The organism is Methylobacterium sp. OAE515, from assembly GCF_041806315.1.
GTDB lineage: Bacteria > Pseudomonadota > Alphaproteobacteria > Rhizobiales > Beijerinckiaceae > Methylobacterium > Methylobacterium tardum.
The window spans coordinates 1,123,980-1,145,343 of record NZ_JBGMUV010000001.1; the positions used below are offsets into that span (position 1 = coordinate 1,123,980).

Below are 21,364 nucleotides of genomic sequence, written 5' to 3' on the forward strand. Positions count from 1 at the left end.
ACTCCCCGGCCTGACAATCAGTCGGTTTCCCCCGCCATGGCCCGGCGCTGGCGGTCGAGTTCGTCGCTGTAGCGCTTGAGCGTGTGGCTCTCGGTGAGCAGGCCCAGCACCCGGCGGGTCTCGGGCCCGTCGACCACCGCGAGCGCCTCGCTCTCGGTGCGGTCGAAGGCGGCGGCGGCATCCTTGGCGTTCATGCTGGGCGTCAGGAAGTCGCCGGTGTGGAGCAGCAGGTCGGCGAGCACCGGCTGGGCGTCGGCGGCGGCGTCCCGCGCGGCCGCGTGCGCCTCGGGGACGTTGACGATGCCGGCATAGCGCCCGCGCCCGTCGACCGCGATCACCCGGGACGGCGAGCCGAGCGGATGCGCCCGCAGGAAGGTGGGCAGCGGCGTCTCGACCGCCACGGTGCCGGGGTCCCGGCGCATCAGCCGGCCCACGGTCAGCGAGCGGATCCAGCCGACATCGTGGGGGCTGCGGATGCTCTCGCCGCGCAGGTGGAAGCGCCAGGTGGCGAAGGAGTAGCCGAAGGTCTTGCGCACGGTCAGCGAGGACGCGATCACCGCCGCCAGCACGACCCCGGTGATCGGCAGGCTGCCGGTGACCTCCAGCGCCAGGAACGTCATGGTCAGCGGGCCGCCGATGATCGCCACGGCGAGCGCGCTCATGCCGATCACCGCGTAGGCCAGCGGCGTGAGGCCGAACTGCGCGAGCGGCGGCACCAGCTCGGGGGCCAGGACCGCGAACAGCTTGCCGGCGATGGCGCCGAGGAACAGCGAGGCGAAGAACAGGCCGCCCCGGAATCCGGAGCCGATCGAGATCGCCGAGGCCGTGGCCTTGGCGGCGAACAGAGCGGCGAGCGCCGCGATCCCGTGGCCCTGGCCTTCGGCGGCGAAATGCATGTGCAGGGCGCCGTGGCCGCCCGAGAGCACCTGCGGCGTCGCCAGCAGGGCCAGGGCGCCGACGCACAGGCCTCCGAAGGCCGGGGCGGCCGCCCGCGGCAGGCCGGAGGCCTGGACCAGCCGCTCCACCAGGGTCACTCCGCGCATGATCAGGATGCCGAGGGCCGCGCAGACCAGCCCGAGGGCGAGGCTCGGCAGGATCTCCATGCTGGTGACGTGCGAGGTCGTGACCGCCTGCATGTCGCCGAGGTCGACCAGCGGCTGCGTCTCGATCAGCGACCGGGAGACGAGGTTGCCGCATAGCGCCGCGACCACCACCGGCGTGAGCGTGGCGATGGAATAGGTGCCGATGATCAGCTCGAAGGCGTAGAACGCGCCGGCCAGCGGTGCGCCGAACCCCGCCGCGATCGCGCCGGCCGCGCCGCAGCCGACCAGCGTGCGCAGGTCGCTCCGACGCACCTCGAAGGCGATTCCCAGCCGCGAGGCGAGGCCGGAGGCGATCTGCGTGTAGCCGGCTTCCAGGCCCACCGAGGCGCCGCATCCGTTCGAGATGACGTTCTGCAGGGCGAGGTAGACGCTGTCGCGCAGGGACATGCGGCCGCCATGCAGGGCATTGGCCTCGATCGGGTCGATCGCCGGGCGCTTGCGGGGCCCGCGCAGATAAGCGGCGGCGAGGATCACCAGCCCCAGCAGCGCGCCGCCGAGGCAGGGCCCCACGAGCAGGAGCGTCGGCGTCACGGCGTCGGCCGCGCTGAGCCGCGTTCCCGCGGGCAACCCGTAGAGCAGCTCGCGCAGGGTCTGGGTGAGCCAGGTCATGGCGGAGACGGCAATCCCCGAGACACAGCCGACGAGCGTCGCGAGCGCCACGAGGCCGCCCTCGCTGCGGCGGACGAGGCTGCGCAGCCGTCCCGGGGCCTGGACGAGACCCGCACCGGTCCAGCGCCGACGGGCGCGGCGGCCCGGCCGGGCCTGCGCCCGCCCTGGCTTTTCGGCGGAGGCCTGCCCCCCGCCCGCGGCCGCCGCTGGCTGTCGCGCGCTCACGGTCCGTCTCGTCGCCCCCGGCTCGGCGCGACGCGGTCCCAGCGACGCATCGGCCTTCCGGTCGCAGTTAGAGCCCCGGCCGTCCACGTTGCAAACACACCCGCCCCGGCGGAGCGCGGCTCCGGACCCTGGTGCGGGGCAGAGCCGCCGGGCCATGCCGGCCATCCGGTCGCCCGCGTCGGCACGCCGCGACGTCGCGGCCGCCGCATTCCGCGCAGGGCCCGGGCGCCGAATCGGCCCTGTGTCCAGCGGCCCCACATCCCCGTGCGCGGATGCCTTGAAAACTGCCGCGGGCCACGATACACCGCCCGCCAGTGCCGCCGTAGCTCAGTTGGTTAGAGCACCAGATTGTGGATCTGGGGGTCCCCCGTTCGAGCCGGGGCGGTGGTACCATCCATTCAGCTCGACAGCGCAAGGGGTTGGCGGATCGCCGACCCCTTTTGCTTGAACGGGGCCGGATCCGGCGCTCCCGCGGAACCGGCCGATCGCGGCATCGGGTTCGATCCACGGCCCCGGAGCGTGCGCGAGACGCCTCTCCGATCCGGTGATGATCGCGCCCGAGCATGCGCACGGCGCGACGCGCCATCTTCGCCCGTGCGGGCTCCGGTAGAAGGCAATGGCCCGCGCGCTCCCGCGGCCGGCAGTCCGCAGTTGAATTTGCGCGTATGTTATAGAATCGCCTAATTTGACCGCTTAAGGTGATGGCCCCGCGGGGATTGACTATTTTCATATGGGTGAAGACCGATATGGATAGCAGGATGCAGCAGGATCAACTTGAGATCGTCAGCGCGCTGGCGGCCTCTCTGGCCGACCGGATGCTGATGGAGCGCCTGACGCGCGGGACGCTTCCGCTGGCGGATGCCGGCCGGCTGTGGACCGCGTCGCTCCTTCTCGAAGAGCACGAGCGCCCGATTCCCGGCATCGTGACGGATGTCCTGGAACAGGTCCGTCACGTCGAGCCGGCCGACGGCGCGGATCCGGAAGCCGGTCCGGATGTGACGGACGCGGACGACCGGCCGGCGCCGCGCACCGGCCGGCTGATCCGGCTGCTGCGCCCGTTCCGGCCGGCGGCCGAGACCTGACGCCTCCGGGGCCGGCGTCTCCCGGCCGGTGACACGGCCGCCCATCTCGTGGATCCGGAGTTTCCCCGGCGCGCCGGGGGCGCTAAGACCGGTGCCGATCGCGGCGGCGGGTCCCGCCCCGCGGCCGGGCTTTCCGGGACACGTGAGATGACCATCCCTGAACGGCGCGTTCGAATCCTGTTCGACGAGGCGGCGATCGCCAAGCGCAACGACGAGCTGGCTGAGGAGATCCTGGCCGCGCGGCCGGAGAACCTCCTCGTCGTGGCGGTGCTCAAGGGCAGCTTCATGTTCGCCGCCGACCTGCTCCGGGCCCTGCACCGGGTCGGGCTCGCGCCGCAGGTCGAGTTCGTGCACCTGTCGAGCTATCGCACCGGAACGGTCTCCACCGGGCAGGTCGAGATCCTGCGCGACGTGCAGAGCGAAGTCCGCGGGCGGGACGTCCTGCTCGTCGACGACATCCTGGAATCCGGCCGGACCGTCGTCTTCGCCAAGGATCTGCTCATGGCGCGCGGCGCGCGGCGGGTGCTCACCGCGGTGCTCCTCGAGAAGCCGGGCAAGCGCGCGGTGACGATCGATGCGGATTTCGTCGGCTTCACCTGCCCCGACGTGTTCGTCGTCGGCTACGGCATGGACGCGGCCCACGCCTTCCGGCAGCTGCCCTTCGTGGGCGTGGTCGATTACGGCAGCGCGGATCCCGACCTGTTCGACCCGTGAGCCGGCTCGCAACAGGGCGCGACATTTTGGCCTCTCCGCGCGCGGCGGCGGCGGTTTCGGAACGCAACGTCTTGACAGGCGGCGGATCCGTCGGCGTCTGTCGTCTCCTCAAGAGCTAGGCGTCATCGCGGCGGGACGCTCGCGGGATCGGGGACGTTTGCGGGACCACATGGCGCGCATCCTTCTGGTGGATGACGAAGAGACCGTCCGGGGCTTCCTGAAGCGGGGGCTCGAGATCGACGGGCACGCCGTCGTGACCGCCAATGACGGCAGCGACGGGCTCGACCGGCTCAACGAGGCCGATGGCGGCTTCGACCTGATGCTCACCGACATCCGCATGCCGCTCATGGACGGCATCGCCCTGGCGCTCGCCGCCAAGCGCGACTTCCCGGAGCTGACCATCCTGCTGATGACCGGCTTCGCCGACCAGCGCGAGCGGGCGCGGGGGCTCGACGCCATCGTCACCGACGTGCTGACGAAGCCGTTCTCCCTCGCGGACCTGCGCGCCACGGTGAGGCGGGCGCTCGCCGCCTGAACAGCCGGGCCTCCGGACCGGCGCGGCGGGCCGCTCCGCGCGGGACGGCCGTCGGTGCGCCGCAGGGCTGATCCCCTCGGGCGCCGCAGGAGGGGAGGACGTCTGCACGGAGGGCGCGTCCGCTCGTCGTCCTCGGCACCTCGCGGCGCGGCGGCTTTGGGATATGGTCCGCCCAGCGACGGCGCACCGATGCGGCGCCCGCCCGCCCATCGGCTCCGGCCGGGACAGGCGCGGTCCGTGGGACTCTTGATGGCCTGACCATGACCTCAGACACGCGACTCGAAGTCCCCACCGAAGAGACCTTCAACACGGAAGGCTATCTCGCGGCCAATCCCGACGTGCGGGCGGCGGGGATGTCGGCGCGCCTCCATTTCGAGCTTCACGGGCGTCGCGAGGGACGCGTGCAATATGCCGGGCCGCCCGACCCGCGCGTCACGCGCATCACCGTCATGGGCAACTGCCAGGCGCCGGTCCTGGCCCTGTGCCTGCGCACGATGCTGCCGGACGCCGAGATCCACGGTGTCCATCTCGGGGTCATGAGCACCGAGACCGTCGCCGCGAGCGACCTCGTCCTGCTCCAGACCGAATTCGCCGCGCTCGCCGACAACCGGGAGATCATCCCCGCGCGGCAGGCCGAGCGCCTGCGGCTCTGGCCGACCTTCTACCACTCGGGGTTTCACCCCGATTTGGTCTATGCGCGGGCGGGTGACGGTCCGCTCGCGAGCCCCCTTCACGAGTATAATTCGGCGCTGGTCCTCTACGGGTGGCTGCGCGGCCTGACGATTGGGCAGACGATCAACCTGTTCCGCGAGGAGGTGTTCGACCGGCTCGGCTATTTCGACCACGCCGCGAGCGCGGATGCCTATCTCGCCGAGGATTTCGCGCGGGCCGGGCTCGACGGCGAGGCGCTGCTGGGCGATCTGAGGCGGCTCGCCCCGTTCTGCCATGCCGTCAACCACCCGACGCTCGCCGCGCTTGGGCGCATCGCGGAGGCGGTGCTCGCACCGACCGACCTGTCCGTCTCGGTGCGCCATGTCGAGCGGTTCCTGGCCGATCCGCTCCTGTCCGGTCCGGTCTGGCCGGTCTACCCGCATGTGGCGGACCGCCTCGGCCTCCCGGGCAGCTACGACTTCAAGGCGCCGGGCACACCCGGCCGCATCCTCGACCTCGAAGGGTTCGTGAGTGGTGCCTTCGCCCTGTACGCGGCGCATGATCGCGCCGCGATCCAGGTCGCCCGGCTGACCGAGCAGGCGGACCGCTACCGCGACCTGGAAGACCTGGCGCGTCCCACGCCCCGGCGCAGCGCCAATCCCTACGCGAAGCTGCCGGATCATCATTTCTGGCGGCGGTCGGTGGCGGGCGTTGCGTCGGCGGATCTCGATCCGGTGACGAAGCCCGGCTTCCAGCTCACCCCCGCCGACCGGATCGCCACCGCCGGCAGCTGTTTCGCGCAGCATATCGCGCGCACGCTGATCGACCGCGGGTTCAACTATCACGTCACGGAATCCGGTCCGGGCGGCTCCGACCTGTTCACCGCCCGGTTCGGCAACATCTACAGCGCCCGGCAATTGCTGCAGCTCGCCCGCCGCTGCTACGGGCTGTTCCAGCCCCAGGACGTCGCCTGGACCCGGCCCGACGGCCGCTTCGTCGACCCGTTCCGGCCGCAGATCGAGCCCGACGGGTACGCGTCGGAGCAGGCGGTGGCGCAGGCCCTGCCGCCTCACCTCGCCGCCGTGCGGCGGATGTTCGAGGAAAGCCACCTGTTCATCTTCACCGTGGGACTCACGGAGATCTGGGAATCGACCGTCGACGGCGCGGTCTTCCCGGTCGCTCCCGGGGTGGTCGCGCTGCCGCCGGACCCGTCCCGGTATCGGTTCGTGAACATGAGCGTGGCGGAGGTGCGGGCGGATCTGGCCGAGTTCATCGGCCTCGTCCGCCAGCACAATCCGGACCTCAAGATCCTGCTGACGGTCTCGCCGGTGCCGCTCGTCGCCACGTATGAGGACCGGCACGTGCTGCAAGCCACGACCTACAGCAAGTCCGCCTTGCGGGCGGCCGTGGACGAGATCTGTCGGGACCACGCGGCGGTCGACTACTTTCCCTCCTACGAGATCATCACCAGCTGGCACAACGGCGGCGCCTATTTCGAGGCCGATCTGCGCTCGGTCGCGGAGAGCGGCGTCGCCCACGTGATGCGGGTCTTCGAGCGGCATTACCTGCGGACCGTCGACCGGTCGGCGGCACGTCAGGATGCGGCGCTGCGGGCCGAGTTCGCGCGCGCGTCGAAGATCCTCTGCGACGAGGAAGCTCTGGACACGGGGCGCTGAGAGGTTCCGATCGCGGGCCGGTGACGCGGTCGGCGCTCCCGGGACTGGGCTTGATGGGCCGATGCGGCACGCGCAACGCAGCGGGCGGGATCGGGCGTCCCTGCCGGCGCGTTCGGCTCCGGCCCGCGCGTTTGAGCCGGCTGTGTTCAGGCGAACTTAAACATTCCCCTTAGGCGGGACTTCATGAAAGCGTGGCAGTCTTTGTCTGATCAGATCAGGCCGAGCACAGTCACGCCATGTACCGCCGGGACCGGGAGATCGATGCGCCGCCGCTCCGCCCGGACCGGTACGAATGGGACGCCTCGGAGCCGGACTGGGCCGCGGACCGGGACGGGCCGCGGCCCGCGCGGGCGGGGGTCTTCGGCCGGCTCGGCGCGCTCCTGAAGTTCGCGACCCTGGCGCTGCCGGCGGCGTTCTTCCTCTACGGCAGTCTGGCCGATTGCAGCGGGCGTCCCGCCGCAGGCTGGCTCGGGCTCGTCGGGGCCGGCGCTTGCGCGCGCAGCGAATTGCTCGGCAGCGTTCTCTCGATGCAGGACAATTTCGCGTTCCTGAAGCGCCTGATCGACTGACAGTGCCTCGCAGGAGGCCGGGGCATCCGAAGGCCTTCTCCTGACCGCGACGGTCCGACGGATGGCGCGTGAAAGCCCGTCGCGCCGCGCCGCTGCCCCCCGACCCGATCCGCCTCAGCACCCCCGTTCCGCGAGCCCGCCATGTCCAGCCGCTCCCTCACTCCCGCCTCCGGCAACACGCCCGATGCCGTCGAGGAGGCGCAGTTCCGCGCCCGTATGGCGCGGGTCGGGCCTGATCGGGGTGGGCGGCGTGCGCACCGGAGCGGCGCCCCCGGACGGGGCCGCGGCGTCCGGCTCGGCTGGAAGGGCTGGCTCGTCGTCGATGGTCTGGTCGTGCTCCTGGTCGTGGCCGGCGTGGTCTCCTGGCCGCCGGTCCAGGCCTGCAGGCATCAGGATCGGACAACCGGGTTCTACGCAGGCGATTCCCTCGACAAGTGCATCCGGCGGGGCATCGCCGCCCGGATCGACTTGGCCGACCAGCGCATCAAGAGCCTGATGCGCGGCTCCGGCCACTGAACGCGCCGTCCTGATCACCCGAGCCAGGGCGGCCGGCGACGAGGGCTGACCGCGCCCGATCGGTTCTTCCGCAGGCTCGGTCCCGACGGCCGCGGGCGGTGCCGTCGCGGATCGAGGCCGGCGCGCCCGTTGGACCGTTCCGCCACGAAACCCGGTCGGATGCGGGAGATCTCGGGCATCCGAAAGACACCCCGCGCGAGAGCGGTCCCGATGCGTGTCGGACCGGGGCCGTCCGGGGTGTTGGCTGCTCGAGCGCGCAGGCCGTGCGCGCGTGAAGCCGGCCGCTCGCCTGCGGCTTCCGACCCTGCCGAACGAAACATGAGCGCGCGGGTCGGCGCTCCATCTGCGGCTGACACCCGGGTGTGGCGCCCACGCCCGCCGGCGCCGGCGCGCGCCGGACTCGCAGCCTCACACCTCGAATCGCGCGCCGCGGCGTCGAGAGCGGCGAGCGTCTCGGACGCTGCCGCTGCATCGTGGAGCGCCTCTTGGTCTGGCTCGCTTCCGCCATCGCGCCAATCGCTGCCAGCGACCCGCCGATCACTGGTGCGCTTCATCTGCGCCTGCCTGGGCCGGTCCCGGGCGAACCGGTTTGGCCCGGATCCCGAGGGTGGCGATCTCCTTCCTCGTCGCCGGGGCAAAATATCATTCCTCGCGACCGTCGAATTATGACAGCACATTTTCTCACGTCTGTGGAATAGATGAAGCATAAGACAAAATGAGACGGGCACATTCGGGCGCACAAGAAATCGTCTGCAGGAAAAACGATTCATGAGCCTGCGGAGATGCACAGAATAGAGCGGGTGAATCGTCGAAATCGGTTCGTCTGCTGGCGTGCCGACCTCCGTATTGCTGAGGCAGGGTTGCACGCTACGGATCAAGACCTGTGTGCACGGTCCGAAGCCGTCTCGTCCCGCTGCTCGTCGTCAGGCTCCGAGAGGTACGACGCCCGCATGTCGCGAACCATCCGCTTCAACGCCTTCGACATGAACTGCGTCGGTCACCAGTCGCCGGGCCTGTGGGCCCATCCGCGCGACCGGTCGTGGCAGTACAAGGATCTGGAATACTGGCAGGATCTTGCGCGGACGCTGGAACGCGGCATCTTCGACGGAATCTTCATCGCCGATGTCGTCGGCTATTACGACGTCTACAAGGGCTCGAACTGGCACGCCCTGCATCAGGCGGCGCAGATCCCGGTCAACGATCCGCTCCAGCTCGCCGCGCCGATCGCACTGGCCACCGAGCATCTCGGCATCGGCATCACGGCCTCGACCTCCTTCGAGCACCCCTACACCTTCGCGCGGCGCCTCTCGACGGCCGACCATTACACGAAGGGCCGCGTCGGTTGGAACATCGTCACCTCGTATCTCGAGAGCGGTGCGCGCAATCTCGGGCAGGAGGGGCTGAAGCGCCACGACAACCGATACGAAGTCGCGGCCGAGTATGTCGAAGTCTTGTACAAGTTGTTTGAGGGCAGCTGGGAGGACGGCGCGGTCCTGCGCGACCGGGACCGGCGGATCTTCACCGACCCGGCCAAAGTCCACGAGATCGGCCATCGCGGTCGGCACTTCACGGTGCCGGGCTACCATCTGTGCGAGCCCTCGCCGCAGCGCACGCCGGTGCTCTATCAGGCGGGCGCTTCGGGGCCCGGCAAGGCCTTCGCGGCCGCCCATGCCGAGTGCGTGTTCGTCGCCGCGCCGCTCAAACCGATGCTCAAGGCCTACGTGGCCGACGTGCGCGCCCAGGCACAGGCCGCCGGCCGCTCGCCCCGCGACGTGCTGATCTACAACCTCACCACGATCATCGTCGCCGAGACCGACGCCGCCGCGCAGAAGAAGTTCGAAGAGTACCAGTCCTACGCCTCCTATGACGGCGCGCTGGTATTCATGTCGGGTTGGAGCGGTATCGACTTCGGTCAGTACGCGCCGACCGACCTGATCCGGAAGGTCGAGACCAACGCCATCGTGTCGATGGTCGAGCACTTCTCATCGTCCGAGAAGCCCTGGTCGATCGCGGAACTCGCCCGCTGGGGCGGCATCGGCGGGATCGGGCCGGTCTTCGTCGGCTCGCCCGCGACGGTGGCCGACATCCTCCAGGAATGGGTCGCCGACACCGACCTCGACGGATTCAACCTCGCCTACGCGGTCACGCCGGAGAGCTTCGAGGATGCCGTGAACCTGCTGGTTCCGGAGCTGCAGCGGCGCGGCGTCTACCCGAAGGCCTACCGCCCCGGAACCTTGCGCGAGAAGCTGTTCGGCCGGGGCCCGACCCTGCCGGAGACCCATCCGGCCCACGGTTTTCGCGATATCGAAGCCGTGAAGGCGCGCGAGGCGGCGCTCCGCCCCGCCGCCGCGGCCGCGGCCGAGTGAGGGGGCCCCGTGTCCGCCCAAGGACGCGCAGACCGGGCCATCCGGCGGCACCCCAATCCTCCACCCCGCGAAGGTTGCGAAACCGATGATCCTGTCGAATCCCGCGCCATCACCCGACCAGGCCGCGAACGTCGAGCCCGTGGATGCCGCCACGGCGGCCGCACCCTGGCCCCCCGAACGCACCGCCCGCGGCGCGCCGCCGAGCCCCCGCTACGAGGCCCTCGCAGCCCGGTTCCGGCCGATCTTCGCCCGGATCCGCGCGGGCGCCGCCGCCCGCGAGGTGGAGCGGGTGCTGCCCTACGATGCGATCGGGCAGCTGAAGGCGGCCCGCTTCGGCGCCCTGCGCGTGCCGGAGGCGGAGGGCGGCCTCGGCGCCAGCCTGCCGGACCTGTTCGAACTGCTCGCCGAATTGGCCCAGGCCGATTCCAACCTGCCCCAGGCCCTGCGCAACCATTTCGGCTTCGCGGAGGACACGGTCGGCAGCCCCGACGATCCGCGCCGCCGGCACTGGATCCCGCGTCTCGCGGCCGGCGACCTGTTCGGCGGGGCTTGGTCGGAGACCGGGTCGGCCGTGGTCGGAACCTTCGAGACCCGCATCCATCGCCAGGGCGACGGCTGGAGGCTGACGGGGCGGAAATACTACACCACCGGCTCCCTCTACGCCGACTGGATCGACGTGGTCGGCACCGGCGAGGACGGAGAGGAAACCTCGGTGGTGGTGGCCGCGAAGGGGCCGGGCGTCACGATCGCGGACGATTGGGACGGGTTCGGCCAGCGCCTGACCGCCAGCGGCACCGCCACGTTCACGGAGGCCCCCGCCATCGGCGAGCCGTTGCCCACAGAGGTGCGCTTCGCCTACGGGACGGCCTTCTTCCAGGCGGTCCACCTCGCGACGCTAACCGGCATCGCCCGGGCGGCCGCCGACGAGGCGACACGGGCCGTGCGCGAGCGGGCGCGGACCTATTCCCACGCGGCCGGGCCGCGGCCCAGCGCCGACCCGCAGGTGCTTCAGGTGGTTGGTCGCGCGCACGCGCTGGCCTACGCTGCGGGCGCCCTCAACCGCCAGGCCGCGGAGGCGGTGCAGCGGGCCTACGAGGCCCGGATCGGGGGCCTGCCCCAGGCCGACGTCCAGGCGGTCAACGTGGCCTCGGAGATCGAGCTGGCCCAGGCGCAGACCGTGCTGACGAGCCTCGTGCTGGACGCGACCACGATTCTGTTCGACGCGCTCGGCGCCTCCGCCACGAGCCGCCGCCACGCCCTCGATCGGCACTGGCGTAACGCGCGGACGATCGCCTCGCATAACCCGCGGATCTTCAAGGACCGCATCGTCGGTGACTTCGCGGTCAACGGCACCGAGCCGCCGTTCCAGTGGAAGATCGGGCAGGTGCTGCCCGCCGCGCCGTAGGAGCAGGGGGAGCCATGTTCGCGCGTTTCAGTCTCTGCGCCGCCCTCGCGGTGCTCGGTCTCGCAACGGCTGCCCGGGCCGCCGACACGGGCGCCCCGCCGCCCTTCGATCGCGGTGGCGTCAAGGTCGCGCTGGTCCGCTACCTGTCGGCCGGCGATTTCTACCAGGCCTACGAGGCCGGCGCCCGGGCCCAGGCCAAGGCGCTGGGCATCGATCTGCGGATCTTCCCCGGCAAGCAGGACGCCGCCCTGGAGCGCGAGCAGGTCGAGCAGGCCATCGCGCTCGGCGTCCAGGCGATCGTGATCGACCACGGCCTGCCGGAATCGCTCAAGGATGTCGCCCGGAAAGCCGTCGCCGCCGGCATCAAGGTTGTGGCCTTCGACGTGAACCTCGACGATCCCCGGATCCCCCAGGTCGAGCAGAGCGATCAGGCGCTCGCCCAGAAGGCGCTGGACCAGATCGTGCAGGAGAACGGGACCAGCTTCCAGGCGGCCTATGTCTATGTCGCCGGCTTCGCGCCGCTCGATCGCCGCGACGCGGTCTGGACCGCCTTCAAGACCGCGCATCCGGGCGTGATCGAGAAGGCCCGCTTCGGCACGGTCAGCGACACGACGGCGAGCGCGGTCGCCGACCAGGCCAAGGCGGCGCTCCGGGCCAATCCGAGCATCACGGTAATCTTCGCGCCCTATGACGAGTTCGCCCGCGGGGCGAAGCTCGCGGTGAACGAGCTGAACCTCGCGAACCAGGTCAAGATCTATTCGGCCGACGTCTCGACCGCCGATATCGGCGAGATCACCGAGCCGCATAGCCCCTGGGTCGCCACCGCGGCGACCAACCCGGCCGTGGTCGGCGCCGTCTCCATCCGGGCCGCGGCGCTCGCCCTTGCCGGGCAGGGTCCCGGGCCCCGGATCACCGTCGAGCCTGTACTGCTGACGCAGGGGGCGCTGCGGGAGGGCGGCGTGCGGACCATCGCGGACCTCAACGCCCGGATCCCGGCCTTCGGTCGCTCTGAGGCCGCCAGCGCCGCTTGGATCCCGCAGCCGCGCTGATCGCAGCCTGTCAGGCCCGCCGCGGGGCGAGACCGTAGGTGACCGTCAGGGCGCCGATCAGCACGGCGCCCTTGATGAGGTCCTGAAGGTAATAGGGAGCGTTCAGCATCGTCAGGCCATTGAGCAAGACGCCCACGAAGACGGCGCCCACGACCGTCCCGAGAATGTTCGGCCGATTGGCGCCGAGCACGGCATGGCCGATCAAAGCCGCCGCGACGGCATCGAGCATCAGCCCGTTGCCGGCCGAGACGTCGCCGCGGCCGATGCGGGCGGCCAGCAGGATGCCGCCGATGGACGCCACGAGGGCGGAGATGACGTATGCGGAGACCCGGTAGAGCTGAGTCGGCGCTCCGGCGAGCCGGGCTGCGAGTTCGTTGCCGCCCACCGCGTAGAACACCCGGCCGAAGCGGGTCCACTCCATCACGAGCCAGAGTGCGGCCGCCACGACCGCGAGGACCAGAACCGGGACCGGCAGGATATCCCAGAACCGGTGCCGGCCCAGCGCCAGGAAGGCGTCGTTGAAGGTGCCCTGCGCGACCGATCCGTCGATCAGGATCATGCCCGGCGCGATCGAGCGACCACCGGTCGGGACCAGCTGGAGGCCGGCCAGCAGGAACAGCATGCCGAGGGTCGCCAGGAGGTCGGGGATGCCGAGCCGGACGATCAGCACGGCGTTGCCGAGGCCGACCAAGATGCCGAGCCCAAGGCAAAGCAGGAGGGTGCTCCCGGTCGAGCCATCGAGCACCACGAGGCTATAGGCGGCCGCCATCTGCACAAAGGCGGCGAGCCCTCCGACCGAGAGGTCGAAGCCGCCGGCAATCATCGTGACCGTCACGCCCAGGCCGAGCAAAGCCACAATGGCGACGGCCTGCAGGATGCTGAACAGGTTGCTGACGCGCAGGAAGGCGGGCTCGGCGACGGCGAAGACCGCCACCACGCCGGCGAGCAGGATCAGGAGCCCGTAATCGATGGCGAGCCGGCGCAGGGACAGGGTCACGGTCGCGAAGTGGGCGGGCGATGGCATGGCGGGGTCTCGGCAGAGCAGAATGACGGGGTGTCGCCCAAGGCCGTCGTGCCGGTCTCGGCGAGATCGGCGGCCTCTCCGACCACGGCACGCTCCGCCATGACGAGGACCCGGTCGCCGATCGCGAGGGCCTCTTCGAGGTCGTTGACGAACACGATCGTGGCGCGGTCCCGCGCGGCGGACCGGATTGCCCGGACGATGTCGTCGCGCGCGCCGAGATCGATGCCCTGGAACGGCTCGTCGAGCAGCAGCAGCCGCGCCGGCTCAGCGTGCCAGCGCGCCAGGACGACCTTCTGCTGGTTGCCGCCCGACAGGGCCGAGGGCAGGTCCCCGGGACCGCGCGCCCGGATGCCGAAGGCGGCGATGCCCGCATGCGCCGCGCGCCGCTCGGCCGCCCGCGCCACGAGGCCGGTTCTGCTCCAGCGGTCCAGGAAGGGGAAGCCGATCGTGCCGGCGATGTGCGCGAACGGCACGGTGGCCGGGAAGAAGGTGGTCCGCCAGCGATCCTCGCCAGCCATGAACACGCCGTGCCGGATCGCGTCCCGGGCCGAGCGCGGCCGCCAGGGGCGGCCGTCGAGCTCCATCCGGCCGGCCGCGAGAGGCCGGAGCCCGAAGATCGCGCCGGCCAGCGTCGATTTCCCCGCGCCGACCGGCCCGGTCACCGCCACGACCTCGCCCGCCTGCGCGACGAGATCGAACGGCGCCGCTTCCGGCGCGAGCCGGGACTGGGACAGGCGCAGGACCGGCTCGGCTGCCGGCAGCGGGCGGCGGGGCGCCGCATCCCCGACCGCGCGGCCGACCATCGCGCCGAGCGCGGCGCCGAGATCCAGGGGGCGCTCGAACCGGCCCGCGACCCGGCCGTCCCGCAGCACGACGACCCGGTCGGCGATGCGGCGCAGATCGCCGGTCCTGTGCGAGATGTAGAGGAGCGCGACGCCGCGGCTCTTCAGCCGGTCGAGGACCGCGAACAGGCGCTCGGATTCCGGGGCCGAGAGGCTGGCGGTCGGCTCGTCGAGGATCAGCACGGCCGGGTCGTGCGCGACCGCGCGAGCGATGGCGACGAGCTGGCGCTCGGCGAGGGAGAGCGTTTCGAGCGTGCGGGACAGGTCGATCTCGAGGCCGATCCCGGCTGCGATCGCCGCGGCGGCGCGCCGGCTCCGCCGGCCGCCCATCCAGACCAGCGCGCGCACCGCGCAGACGCGGTCGAGCAGGAGATTGTCGGCGACCGAGAGGGTCGGGACGCCGACATCGGCGATCGACTGATGCACGGCGACGATCCCGTGCGCCCGCGCCTGCCCCGGCGACGCGAACGCCGCTGCCGTCCCGCGGATGCTGATGGAGCCCGCATCGGCCCCGTGGACGCCGCAGAGGATCTTCACCAGGGTCGACTTGCCGGCACCGTTGGCGCCCATCAGGGCGAGGGCCTCCCCGGCGGCGAGGTCGAAGGTCACGTCCGCGAGCGCCCGGGTCGATCCGAAGCACTTCGTCAGACCGCGCACCGCCAGCACCGCGGGCCTGTCCGGCGCCGGATCGGCCCACCCCGACACCTCAGCCCGCCCGGCCCCGGCCCGCGAAGGCCAGGATCAGGGTCAGGAGGATCAGCACCCCGGTCCCGACCTGCTGCCAGTAGAAGTTCCAGCCGATCAGCAGCAGGCCGTTGGTCATGAAGCCGAACAGCGCGACGCCGAGCAGCGTGCCGGGGACGTTGGCCCGCCCGGTGCGGCTGAGCGCGGTCCCGATGAAGGCCGCGCCGATGCTATCGAGCAGGTAGGCGTTGCCCGCGTAGGGCACGTAGGCGTTCACATGCGCCGAGAGCAGGATGCCGGCGACCGCTGCGATCGTCGCGCTCGCGACGTAGATCAGCGCCAGGATGCGCCGCACCGGCAGGCCGGAATAGAGCGCGACCGGCGCCTGGACGCCCACGGCCAAAACCTCGCGGCCGAACCGTGTGCGCCCCAGGAGCAGCCCGATGCCGACGCCCAGCACGAGCACCAGCCACAGGGCGAGCGGGACGCCCAGCCAGGTGCCGTGCCCGATGAAGGCCAGCGCCGGGGTGATCCGGCCGGCCGGGACGTAGACCGGATTGCCGCCATCGGTGGCGAGTTGCTGCAGGCTGTGGCCGATGAACAGGGTGCCGAGGGTCGCGAGGAACGGCGTGATCCCGAGCCGGGCGATCAGCAGCGCGTTGAACAGCCCCGTGGCGATCCCGGCCAGAAGGCCGAAGAACACCGCGAGGGCGACCGGCTGCCCGGCGCTCGTCGCCGCGATGAAGGCGAGGCCGCCGAGATCGACGGCGGTGCCGACCGACAGGTCGGTCCCGCCCGAAGCCACCGCCAGCGTCATGGCCAACGCCACGATCGCCGTCAGGGCCACGCTGTTGACCAGCACGCCGGTGACGTTGGCCATCGTGAGGAAGCCCGGCGCCAGGGCCGAGAACACGGCGAGCACCAGGGCCAGCATGGCCGGCAGCCCGAACCGCAGAAGCTCCGCCGCCGGGATCGGCCGGGACGGTCGTGCTCGCGTGAGGCTCATGCGATGCGCCCCCGGACCCGCCCGACCCCGACCACGGCGAGGATCAGCGCGCCCTCGATCCCGTTCACCCAGTAGGTCGAGACGTGCAGCAGCTGGAAGACGTTGGTCAGGCTGCCGAGGAACAGGGTCGCCAGCAGCGTGCCGGTGATCGTCGGCACGAAGCGGCGCGAGACCATGAAGCCCAGGAGGGCGGTTGCCACCACGGGCAGCAGCATCTCGGACGACCCGCCCGTGGCGCTGTTGAGGAAGGCCACCGACGCGATCCCCGCGACCCCGCCGAGCAGCCCGCTCGCGATGTACGATCCGGCCACGTAGCGCCCCGTCGCGATGCCGGCCGCCCGGGCCGCCGCCGGGTGGCCGCCGACCGCCTCGGCCCGGAGGCCCAGTGGCGTCACGCGCAGCAGCGCGGCAAGGCCCAGCGCCAGGGCGAGCAGGAGCCAGCCCAGGACCGGCACGTTCAGCGGGCCGGTGCCACCCAGCGCGTCGATCAGGGGCGAGGACGCGGGGATCGTGGTGTTCTCGGTGAGCACCAGTTCGAGCCCGGCGCAGATGTTCATCACCGCGAGCGTGGCCAGGAGCGGCGGAATCCGCAGCCGCAGGATCGACCCCGCGTTCACGAGGCCGACCGCGAGGCCCGTGCCGAGGGCGGCGGCCGTGCAGGCGGGATCGCCGTAACCGGCCTGGTTGAGGCTCGCGTAGGTAGCGGCCGAGAGCCCGAGGATCCCGGCGAGGGAGAGGTCGATGCCGCCCGCGATCACGTCCGTCCCCCCGGTGATCAGGACCAGCGTGAGGCCGAGGCTCAGGATGCCGAGCACCGCCGACTGCGACAGGATCAGCCCGAGATTGGACGGGTCCAGGAAGGACGGCGCCCGCACGGCGAAGGCCGCCAGCACCGCCAGGATCAGCAGGAGGCTGCCGGCGCCGCGCAGGCCGGCGGCGGCCTGGACAGCCTGCGCGATCCGGGATGCGGGGCCGGTCTCAGGGGCAGGCACGGCGAGGGTTGGAGCAGCGCTAAGCGGCACGGGCCACCTCCATTTCGCCGCCGGTCAAGGACGCCTGGAGCAGGGTCCCGGCATCGGTCACGGCGGCAGCGTGCTCCGCGACGATCGTCCCCCGGAACATGACGAGGATCCGGTCGCACAGGCCGAGCAGCTCGTCGGGATCGGCCGACAGCAGCAGGATCCCGGCTCCGCGCTCCGCGGCCTCGGCGATCAGCCGGTAGATCTCGGCCTTGGCGGCGATGTCGACCCCGATCGTGGGCTCGTCGAGGATGTAGAGGCGCGCCTCCCGTGCGAGCCACTTGCCGAGCGCCACCTTCTGCTGGTTGCCGCCGCTCAGCGTCCGCACCGGCGCGTCCGGCCCGCCGGCCTTGATCTGCAGTGCGCCGATGAGGTCCAGCGCCCGGCGCCGCTCCGCGGACCGGTCGAGCCAGCCCCAGCGGCTCAGCCGTCCGAGGCTCGCCAGCGTCAGGTTCTCGCGGATGCCGAGATCGGGCGCGACCCCATGCGCACGCCGATCCTCCGGCACCAGCGCGATGCCCCGGCGCACGGCCTCGACGGGGTTGCGCAGGCGCGCCGTCTGCCCGTCGACCGTCACGGCGCCGGCCGTGATCGGCGCGAGGCCGAACAGCGCCTGGACGAGGTCCTTGGCGCCGGAGCCGAGCAGGCCCGTCAGACCCAGCACCTCGCCGCGGCGGAGGGTGAAGGAGACGTCGCGGACGCCCGTGCCCACGCCGACCCCTGCCATCTTCAGAACGGGCGCGCCCGGCGCGGTGCGGTGGCGCGGGTAGAGGTCGGTCACCGGGCGGCCGATCATCAGCTGCGCGAGGCCGCCGGCCGGGACGTGCCGCGGATCGACCTGGGCGACGTCCCGCCCGTTGCGCATCACCGTGACGGTGTCACAGAGCTGCTCGATCTCCGCGAGGTAGTGGGAGATGTACAGCGTGGTCAGCCCCTGCGCCTTCAGCCGGCGGATGGCGGCGAACAGGTGCTCCACCTCCCGCTGGGCGAGCGCCGCCGTCGGCTCGTCGAAGACCAGGATCCGCGGCTCGGCGAGCAGCGCCCGGGTGATCTGCACGATCTGCTGCTGCGCGGTGGAGAGATCGCGGATCAGGACGCCCTTCGGCAGGCTGACGCCGAAAAAGTGATCCAGCGCCGCCTCCGCCCGGCGCTGCAGGCTGCCGCGCCGGATTCCGAAGCGGGAGTCCGCCGCTTCCCGGCCGAGTAACAGCGCCTCCCCGACGGTGGCGGTCGGCACCAGCAGCCGCTCCTGGTGGATGAAGGCGATACCGAGCGTTTCTGCGCCGTCGGGCGTCATGCCGGCGACCGGAGCGCCGTCCAGCGCAATCGTCCCGGCCTGCGGCGTCACGAGCCCGGCCAGGACCTTGATGAGGGTCGACTTGCCCGCGCCGTTATGGCCGATCAGCCCGTGGATCGTCCCCGGCCCGACCGTAAGGGAGGCGCCGTCGAGCGCCCGGGTCGGCCCGAAGGTCGCGACCAGTCCCTGCATCGCGAGGGCCGGCGGCACGGCGGAGGTCGTCATGCGGAAGGTCTCGTCCGGGCCGCTTCAGGCCTGCCCGAGCTGCCGCTGGACTTCGGCGGCGTTCGCCTTGTTGGCGACGATGGCCGGCACGAAGGTCTGGGACGGCAGGTTCGTCTGGCCCGCGAAGTAGCGGGCGACGTTGAGCACCGCCGTGCGGCCGATCACTGAGGGTTGCTGCGCCGCCACGGCACCCGCCGGCGCCTTCGGGTCCTTGACCAGGGCCAGCACCTGCGGGGTGCCGTCGACCCCGTAGGTGCGGACCTCCGTGCGCCCGGCCGCGATCAGCGCCTGCGTGGCGCCGAGCTGCGGGATGTCCCAGGCCGACCAGATCGCCGCGATCGAGCCCGGCTCGGGATACTTGGCGAGCAGCGCGGTGATCTGCCCGTAGGCATCCTGCACCGTGTTGGGGATCACGTCCCGCAGCTCGGGCTGGATGATCTTCGCATCCGGGTAGTATTTCAGCACGGCCCGCAGCTGCGTGTACCGGATCTCGCAGACCGGAACGCCGGCGAACCCGTTGAACACCACGATGTTGCCCCGGCCGTTGATGTCGGACACGAGCTGCAGCGCCAGCTGCGCGCCCAGCGAGAAATTATCCGAGGTCGCGGTGTTGATGACGTTGGTCGAGGGCAGGTCCACCGAGAAGACCGGGATCCCGGCCTGCCGCAGCTTCTTCAGCCACGGATCGACCACTGTGAGGGTGCCGAGCGTCTGGATCACGGCGTCGGGCTTCTGGGTGACCAGGGTCTGCAGCTGGCTGACCAGCGCCTTGTCGCTGCGCCCGGCATCGAGCCCGATCGGGGTGCCGCCCAGCTCCTTCACGGTCTCGACCTGCGCCTGATAGGCCTTGAGGTCGAAGAAATGGTCGGTGCCGGCGACGCTGATCGCGATGGTCTTGCCCTTGAGCGACAGGGTGCCGTCGCCTGCGGCCTCCGCGGCCTCCGCGGCCTCCGCGGCCCGTGCCGCGCCGGGCAGCAGGGCCGCCGTGCCGAGGGCCGCGCCCGCCCGCATGAGGGCGCGCCGCGACAGGGACGAAAACGCGTCGGACATGGATGTTTTCCGAAAATCGGCCGCGCCAGCGCGGCGCTGAAGGATCGCCCGCCGATCTCAAAACGATCAATATGTTTTTTGCGCAGATCGGGAGAAGTACATTTCTCTTTTGTGCGCCCATCGGATGTCGATCTGCTCCGATGTACCGCTGCAGTTGCACGAAGCTTGGCGCATCATCTTCAGATCGGAAGAATCGATCGCGCGTCGTCGTTGACTCGCCGGCGCGTTTGCTTTCGCCTGTCGGGCATCGCCCTCGTTTCCAATGCCGTCCTCTTCCGGATCCGCCATGACCACAGCCGCGTCGCCCACGCCGCAGCCCCGCGCCCATCGGATCACAACGGAAGCGGAGGCCTTGCAGATCGCCCGCGACCTCGCGGCGGAGTTCGCGGCCGGCGCGGCCGAGCGGGATCGCCACCGGCGCCTGCCGGTGGCGGAGCTCGACCGCTTCTCGAATTCGGGTCTCTGGGGGATCACAGTGCCCAAGGCCTATGACGGCGCGGGCGTCGGCTACGCCACGCTGGGCGAGGTCATCGCGCTGATCGCGGCGGCCGATCCGTCGATCGGCCAGATCCCGCAGAACCACTTCGCGGCGCTCGACGTCATCCGGGTGACCGGCTCAGAGGCGCAGAAGCGGCTGTGGTTCGACCGCGTGCTGCAGGGCTATCGCCTGGGCAACGCCTTCTCGGAGAAGAACAGCCGCCATGTCGGTGCGTTCGAGACCACGCTCCGGCCGCAGGGCGACGGTTTCGTCGTCGATGGCGACAAGTTCTACGCGACCGGTGCGCTGTTCGCCCACTTCATCCACATCGGCGCGGTCGACGCGGAGGGCCGCGTCCACCTCGCCATCGTGGACCGCGACGCACCTGGCCTGACGGTCATCGACAGCTGGTCCGGGTTCGGCCAGCGCACCACGGCGAGCGGCGATGTCGCGCTGCGCGGCGTCGCGGTCGCGCCCGAGGCGGTGATCCCCGCCTGGCAAGGCGGGGAGCGGCCGTCGTCGAACGGCCCGGTCTCCCAGTTCATCCAGGCGGCGGTCGATCTCGGGATCGCGCGGGGCGCCTTCGATGAGATGGTCCGCTTCGTACGGACGCGGTCGCGGCCGTGGATCGACAGCGGGCGGGAGCGCGCCTCCGAGGACGCCCTGACGATCCGCGAGGTCGGCCAGCTGGTCGTGGCGCTGCGGGCCGCCGAGGCCCTGCTGGCCCGGGCGGGGCGGGCGATCGACGGGATCCTGGACGGCCCGACGGAGGCGGAGGCCGCCGAGGCCGCGGTGGCCGTGGCGGAAGCCAAGGTGCTGACCACGGAGATCGCCTTGTCGGCCGCCAACAAGCTGCACGAGCTCGCGGGTACCCGCTCGGTGCTGGCGGCGGACAACCTCGACCGGCACTGGCGCAATGCCCGCACCCACACCCTGCACGACCCGGTGCGCTGGAAGACCTTCCACGTGGGCAACCACGTGCTGAACGGGATCGCGCCGCCGCGGCATGCCTGGAGTTGAACGTCTCGATGGCAGGCGCTGGAGATGGGGGCGCCCCACTCGGGGCGCGAACCGGCCCAGGCGATCCGGAAGGGCGAAGATCTCCCTTCGCCTACGCTTGAGACCGGCGCGCCGCGCGAGACCGCCTCCTGATCACCGTGCCGTGTCTCGGCTGGGACGTTTTCGATGACAGAGGATGATTCGGTTATCCGACGCTTCCGCCGGCCCTCCCAGGTCGAC

17 protein-coding genes, 1 tRNA gene and 1 pseudogene are annotated in these 21,364 nt (G+C 71.3%); 12 read left to right on the forward strand and 7 right to left on the reverse strand.

The annotated features are described in order from the left end of the window. Positions 1 to 17: 17 nt before the first annotated feature. Positions 18 to 1,937 (reverse strand): chloride channel protein, encoded by a 1,920-nt coding sequence (locus ABIE45_RS05455; protein WP_373622185.1) that lies wholly within the window; start codon positions 1,935 to 1,937, stop codon positions 18 to 20. A 316-nt stretch (positions 1,938 to 2,253) separates the two neighbouring features. Between ABIE45_RS05455 and ABIE45_RS05460 the strand changes: the two genes are divergently transcribed. From ABIE45_RS05460 to ABIE45_RS05510, 11 genes and pseudogenes are all read left to right on the forward strand, one after another. Continuing rightward, positions 2,254 to 2,330, forward strand: a tRNA-His gene (locus ABIE45_RS05460). 365 nt (positions 2,331 to 2,695) lie between these two features. After that, positions 2,696 to 3,019, forward strand: a complete 324-nt coding sequence (locus ABIE45_RS05465; protein WP_373622186.1) for a hypothetical protein — start codon at positions 2,696 to 2,698, stop codon at positions 3,017 to 3,019. Between the two features lie 147 nt (positions 3,020 to 3,166). Then, entirely contained in the window at positions 3,167 to 3,733 is a 567-nt protein-coding gene (gene hpt / locus ABIE45_RS05470; protein ID WP_192709623.1) for a hypoxanthine phosphoribosyltransferase, read from the forward strand. A gap of 169 nt (positions 3,734 to 3,902) precedes the next feature. Then, complete coding sequence (locus ABIE45_RS05475) at positions 3,903 to 4,268, forward strand: response regulator (RefSeq protein ID WP_058194980.1); 366 nt, start codon at positions 3,903 to 3,905, stop codon at positions 4,266 to 4,268. Between the two features lie 260 nt (positions 4,269 to 4,528). Continuing rightward, on the forward strand, positions 4,529 to 6,595 hold the full coding sequence (locus ABIE45_RS05480) for a GSCFA domain-containing protein (protein ID WP_192709622.1): 2,067 nt from the start codon (positions 4,529 to 4,531) through the stop codon (positions 6,593 to 6,595). Between the two features lie 236 nt (positions 6,596 to 6,831). Then, on the forward strand, positions 6,832 to 7,164 hold the full coding sequence (locus ABIE45_RS05485) for a hypothetical protein (protein ID WP_192709621.1): 333 nt from the start codon (positions 6,832 to 6,834) through the stop codon (positions 7,162 to 7,164). A 141-nt stretch (positions 7,165 to 7,305) separates the two neighbouring features. Continuing rightward, entirely contained in the window at positions 7,306 to 7,680 is a 375-nt protein-coding gene (locus ABIE45_RS05490; protein WP_192709620.1) for a hypothetical protein, read from the forward strand. Positions 7,681 to 8,075: 395 nt separating this feature from the next. Further along, positions 8,076 to 8,180, forward strand: a pseudogene (locus tag ABIE45_RS05495) (IS5/IS1182 family transposase); the annotation flags it as partial. 450 nt (positions 8,181 to 8,630) lie between these two features. After that, positions 8,631 to 10,046, forward strand: a complete 1,416-nt coding sequence (locus ABIE45_RS05500; protein WP_192709619.1) for an LLM class flavin-dependent oxidoreductase — start codon at positions 8,631 to 8,633, stop codon at positions 10,044 to 10,046. A gap of 85 nt (positions 10,047 to 10,131) precedes the next feature. Beyond that, complete coding sequence (locus ABIE45_RS05505) at positions 10,132 to 11,451, forward strand: monooxygenase (protein WP_192709618.1); 1,320 nt, start codon at positions 10,132 to 10,134, stop codon at positions 11,449 to 11,451. Between the two features lie 14 nt (positions 11,452 to 11,465). After that, positions 11,466 to 12,500 (forward strand): substrate-binding domain-containing protein, encoded by a 1,035-nt coding sequence (locus ABIE45_RS05510; RefSeq protein WP_192709617.1) that lies wholly within the window; start codon positions 11,466 to 11,468, stop codon positions 12,498 to 12,500. A gap of 10 nt (positions 12,501 to 12,510) precedes the next feature. On the opposite strand, the gene ABIE45_RS05515 is transcribed toward ABIE45_RS05510, so the two are convergent. The 6 genes from ABIE45_RS05515 to ABIE45_RS05540 are packed head-to-tail and all read right to left on the reverse strand — an operon-like array spanning position 12,511 to position 19,647. Next, positions 12,511 to 13,524 carry an ABC transporter permease gene (locus ABIE45_RS05515; protein ID WP_192709616.1) on the reverse strand — a complete coding sequence of 338 codons (1,014 nt, stop codon included), beginning with the start codon at positions 13,522 to 13,524 and terminating at the stop codon, positions 12,511 to 12,513. Then, positions 13,494 to 15,071, reverse strand: coding sequence for a sugar ABC transporter ATP-binding protein (locus ABIE45_RS05520; RefSeq protein ID WP_192709615.1), 1,578 nt, complete (start codon positions 15,069 to 15,071; stop codon positions 13,494 to 13,496). The genes ABIE45_RS05515 and ABIE45_RS05520 overlap by 31 nt, the downstream gene beginning before the upstream one ends. 1 nt (position 15,072) lies before the next feature. Beyond that, entirely contained in the window at positions 15,073 to 16,056 is a 984-nt protein-coding gene (locus ABIE45_RS05525) for an ABC transporter permease (protein ID WP_192709614.1), read from the reverse strand. Further along, positions 16,053 to 17,078 carry an ABC transporter permease gene (locus ABIE45_RS05530; protein ID WP_373622187.1) on the reverse strand — a complete coding sequence of 342 codons (1,026 nt, stop codon included), beginning with the start codon at positions 17,076 to 17,078 and terminating at the stop codon, positions 16,053 to 16,055. Before ABIE45_RS05530 ends, ABIE45_RS05525 begins: the two co-directional genes overlap by 4 nt. Beyond that, positions 17,068 to 18,597, reverse strand: coding sequence for a sugar ABC transporter ATP-binding protein (locus ABIE45_RS05535; protein WP_192709613.1), 1,530 nt, complete (start codon positions 18,595 to 18,597; stop codon positions 17,068 to 17,070). The genes ABIE45_RS05530 and ABIE45_RS05535 overlap by 11 nt, the downstream gene beginning before the upstream one ends. A gap of 24 nt (positions 18,598 to 18,621) precedes the next feature. Further along, the gene (locus ABIE45_RS05540) at positions 18,622 to 19,647 is read right to left on the reverse strand and encodes a sugar ABC transporter substrate-binding protein (RefSeq protein WP_192709612.1); all 1,026 of its coding nucleotides are present in this window, start codon (positions 19,645 to 19,647) and stop codon (positions 18,622 to 18,624) included. A 286-nt stretch (positions 19,648 to 19,933) separates the two neighbouring features. On the opposite strand from ABIE45_RS05540, the gene ABIE45_RS05545 reads away from it, so the two are divergent. Next, positions 19,934 to 21,145, forward strand: coding sequence for an SfnB family sulfur acquisition oxidoreductase (locus tag ABIE45_RS05545; protein ID WP_373622188.1), 1,212 nt, complete (start codon positions 19,934 to 19,936; stop codon positions 21,143 to 21,145). Positions 21,146 to 21,364: the final 219 nt, after the last annotated feature.

Excerpts from the sequence above, each read along its gene's own strand:
- ABIE45_RS05465 (WP_373622186.1), top strand. The coding sequence starts at position 2,696 with ATGCAGCAGGATCAACTTGAGATCGTCAGCGCGCTGGCGGCCTCTCTG.
- hpt (WP_192709623.1), top strand. The coding sequence starts at position 3,167 with ATGACCATCCCTGAACGGCGCGTTCGAATCCTGTTCGACGAGGCGGCG.
- ABIE45_RS05475 (WP_058194980.1), top strand. The coding sequence starts at position 3,903 with ATGGCGCGCATCCTTCTGGTGGATGACGAAGAGACCGTCCGGGGCTTC.
- ABIE45_RS05480 (WP_192709622.1), top strand. The coding sequence starts at position 4,529 with ATGACCTCAGACACGCGACTCGAAGTCCCCACCGAAGAGACCTTCAAC.
- ABIE45_RS05485 (WP_192709621.1), top strand. The coding sequence starts at position 6,832 with ATGTACCGCCGGGACCGGGAGATCGATGCGCCGCCGCTCCGCCCGGAC.
- ABIE45_RS05490 (WP_192709620.1), top strand. The coding sequence starts at position 7,306 with ATGTCCAGCCGCTCCCTCACTCCCGCCTCCGGCAACACGCCCGATGCC.
- ABIE45_RS05500 (WP_192709619.1), top strand. The coding sequence starts at position 8,631 with ATGTCGCGAACCATCCGCTTCAACGCCTTCGACATGAACTGCGTCGGT.
- ABIE45_RS05505 (WP_192709618.1), top strand. The coding sequence starts at position 10,132 with ATGATCCTGTCGAATCCCGCGCCATCACCCGACCAGGCCGCGAACGTC.
- ABIE45_RS05510 (WP_192709617.1), top strand. The coding sequence starts at position 11,466 with ATGTTCGCGCGTTTCAGTCTCTGCGCCGCCCTCGCGGTGCTCGGTCTC.
- ABIE45_RS05515 (WP_192709616.1), bottom strand. The coding sequence starts at position 13,524 with ATGCCATCGCCCGCCCACTTCGCGACCGTGACCCTGTCCCTGCGCCGG.
- ABIE45_RS05525 (WP_192709614.1), bottom strand. The coding sequence starts at position 16,056 with ATGAGCCTCACGCGAGCACGACCGTCCCGGCCGATCCCGGCGGCGGAG.
- ABIE45_RS05535 (WP_192709613.1), bottom strand. The coding sequence starts at position 18,597 with ATGACGACCTCCGCCGTGCCGCCGGCCCTCGCGATGCAGGGACTGGTC.
- ABIE45_RS05540 (WP_192709612.1), bottom strand. The coding sequence starts at position 19,647 with ATGTCCGACGCGTTTTCGTCCCTGTCGCGGCGCGCCCTCATGCGGGCG.
- ABIE45_RS05545 (WP_373622188.1), top strand. The coding sequence starts at position 19,934 with ATGACCACAGCCGCGTCGCCCACGCCGCAGCCCCGCGCCCATCGGATC.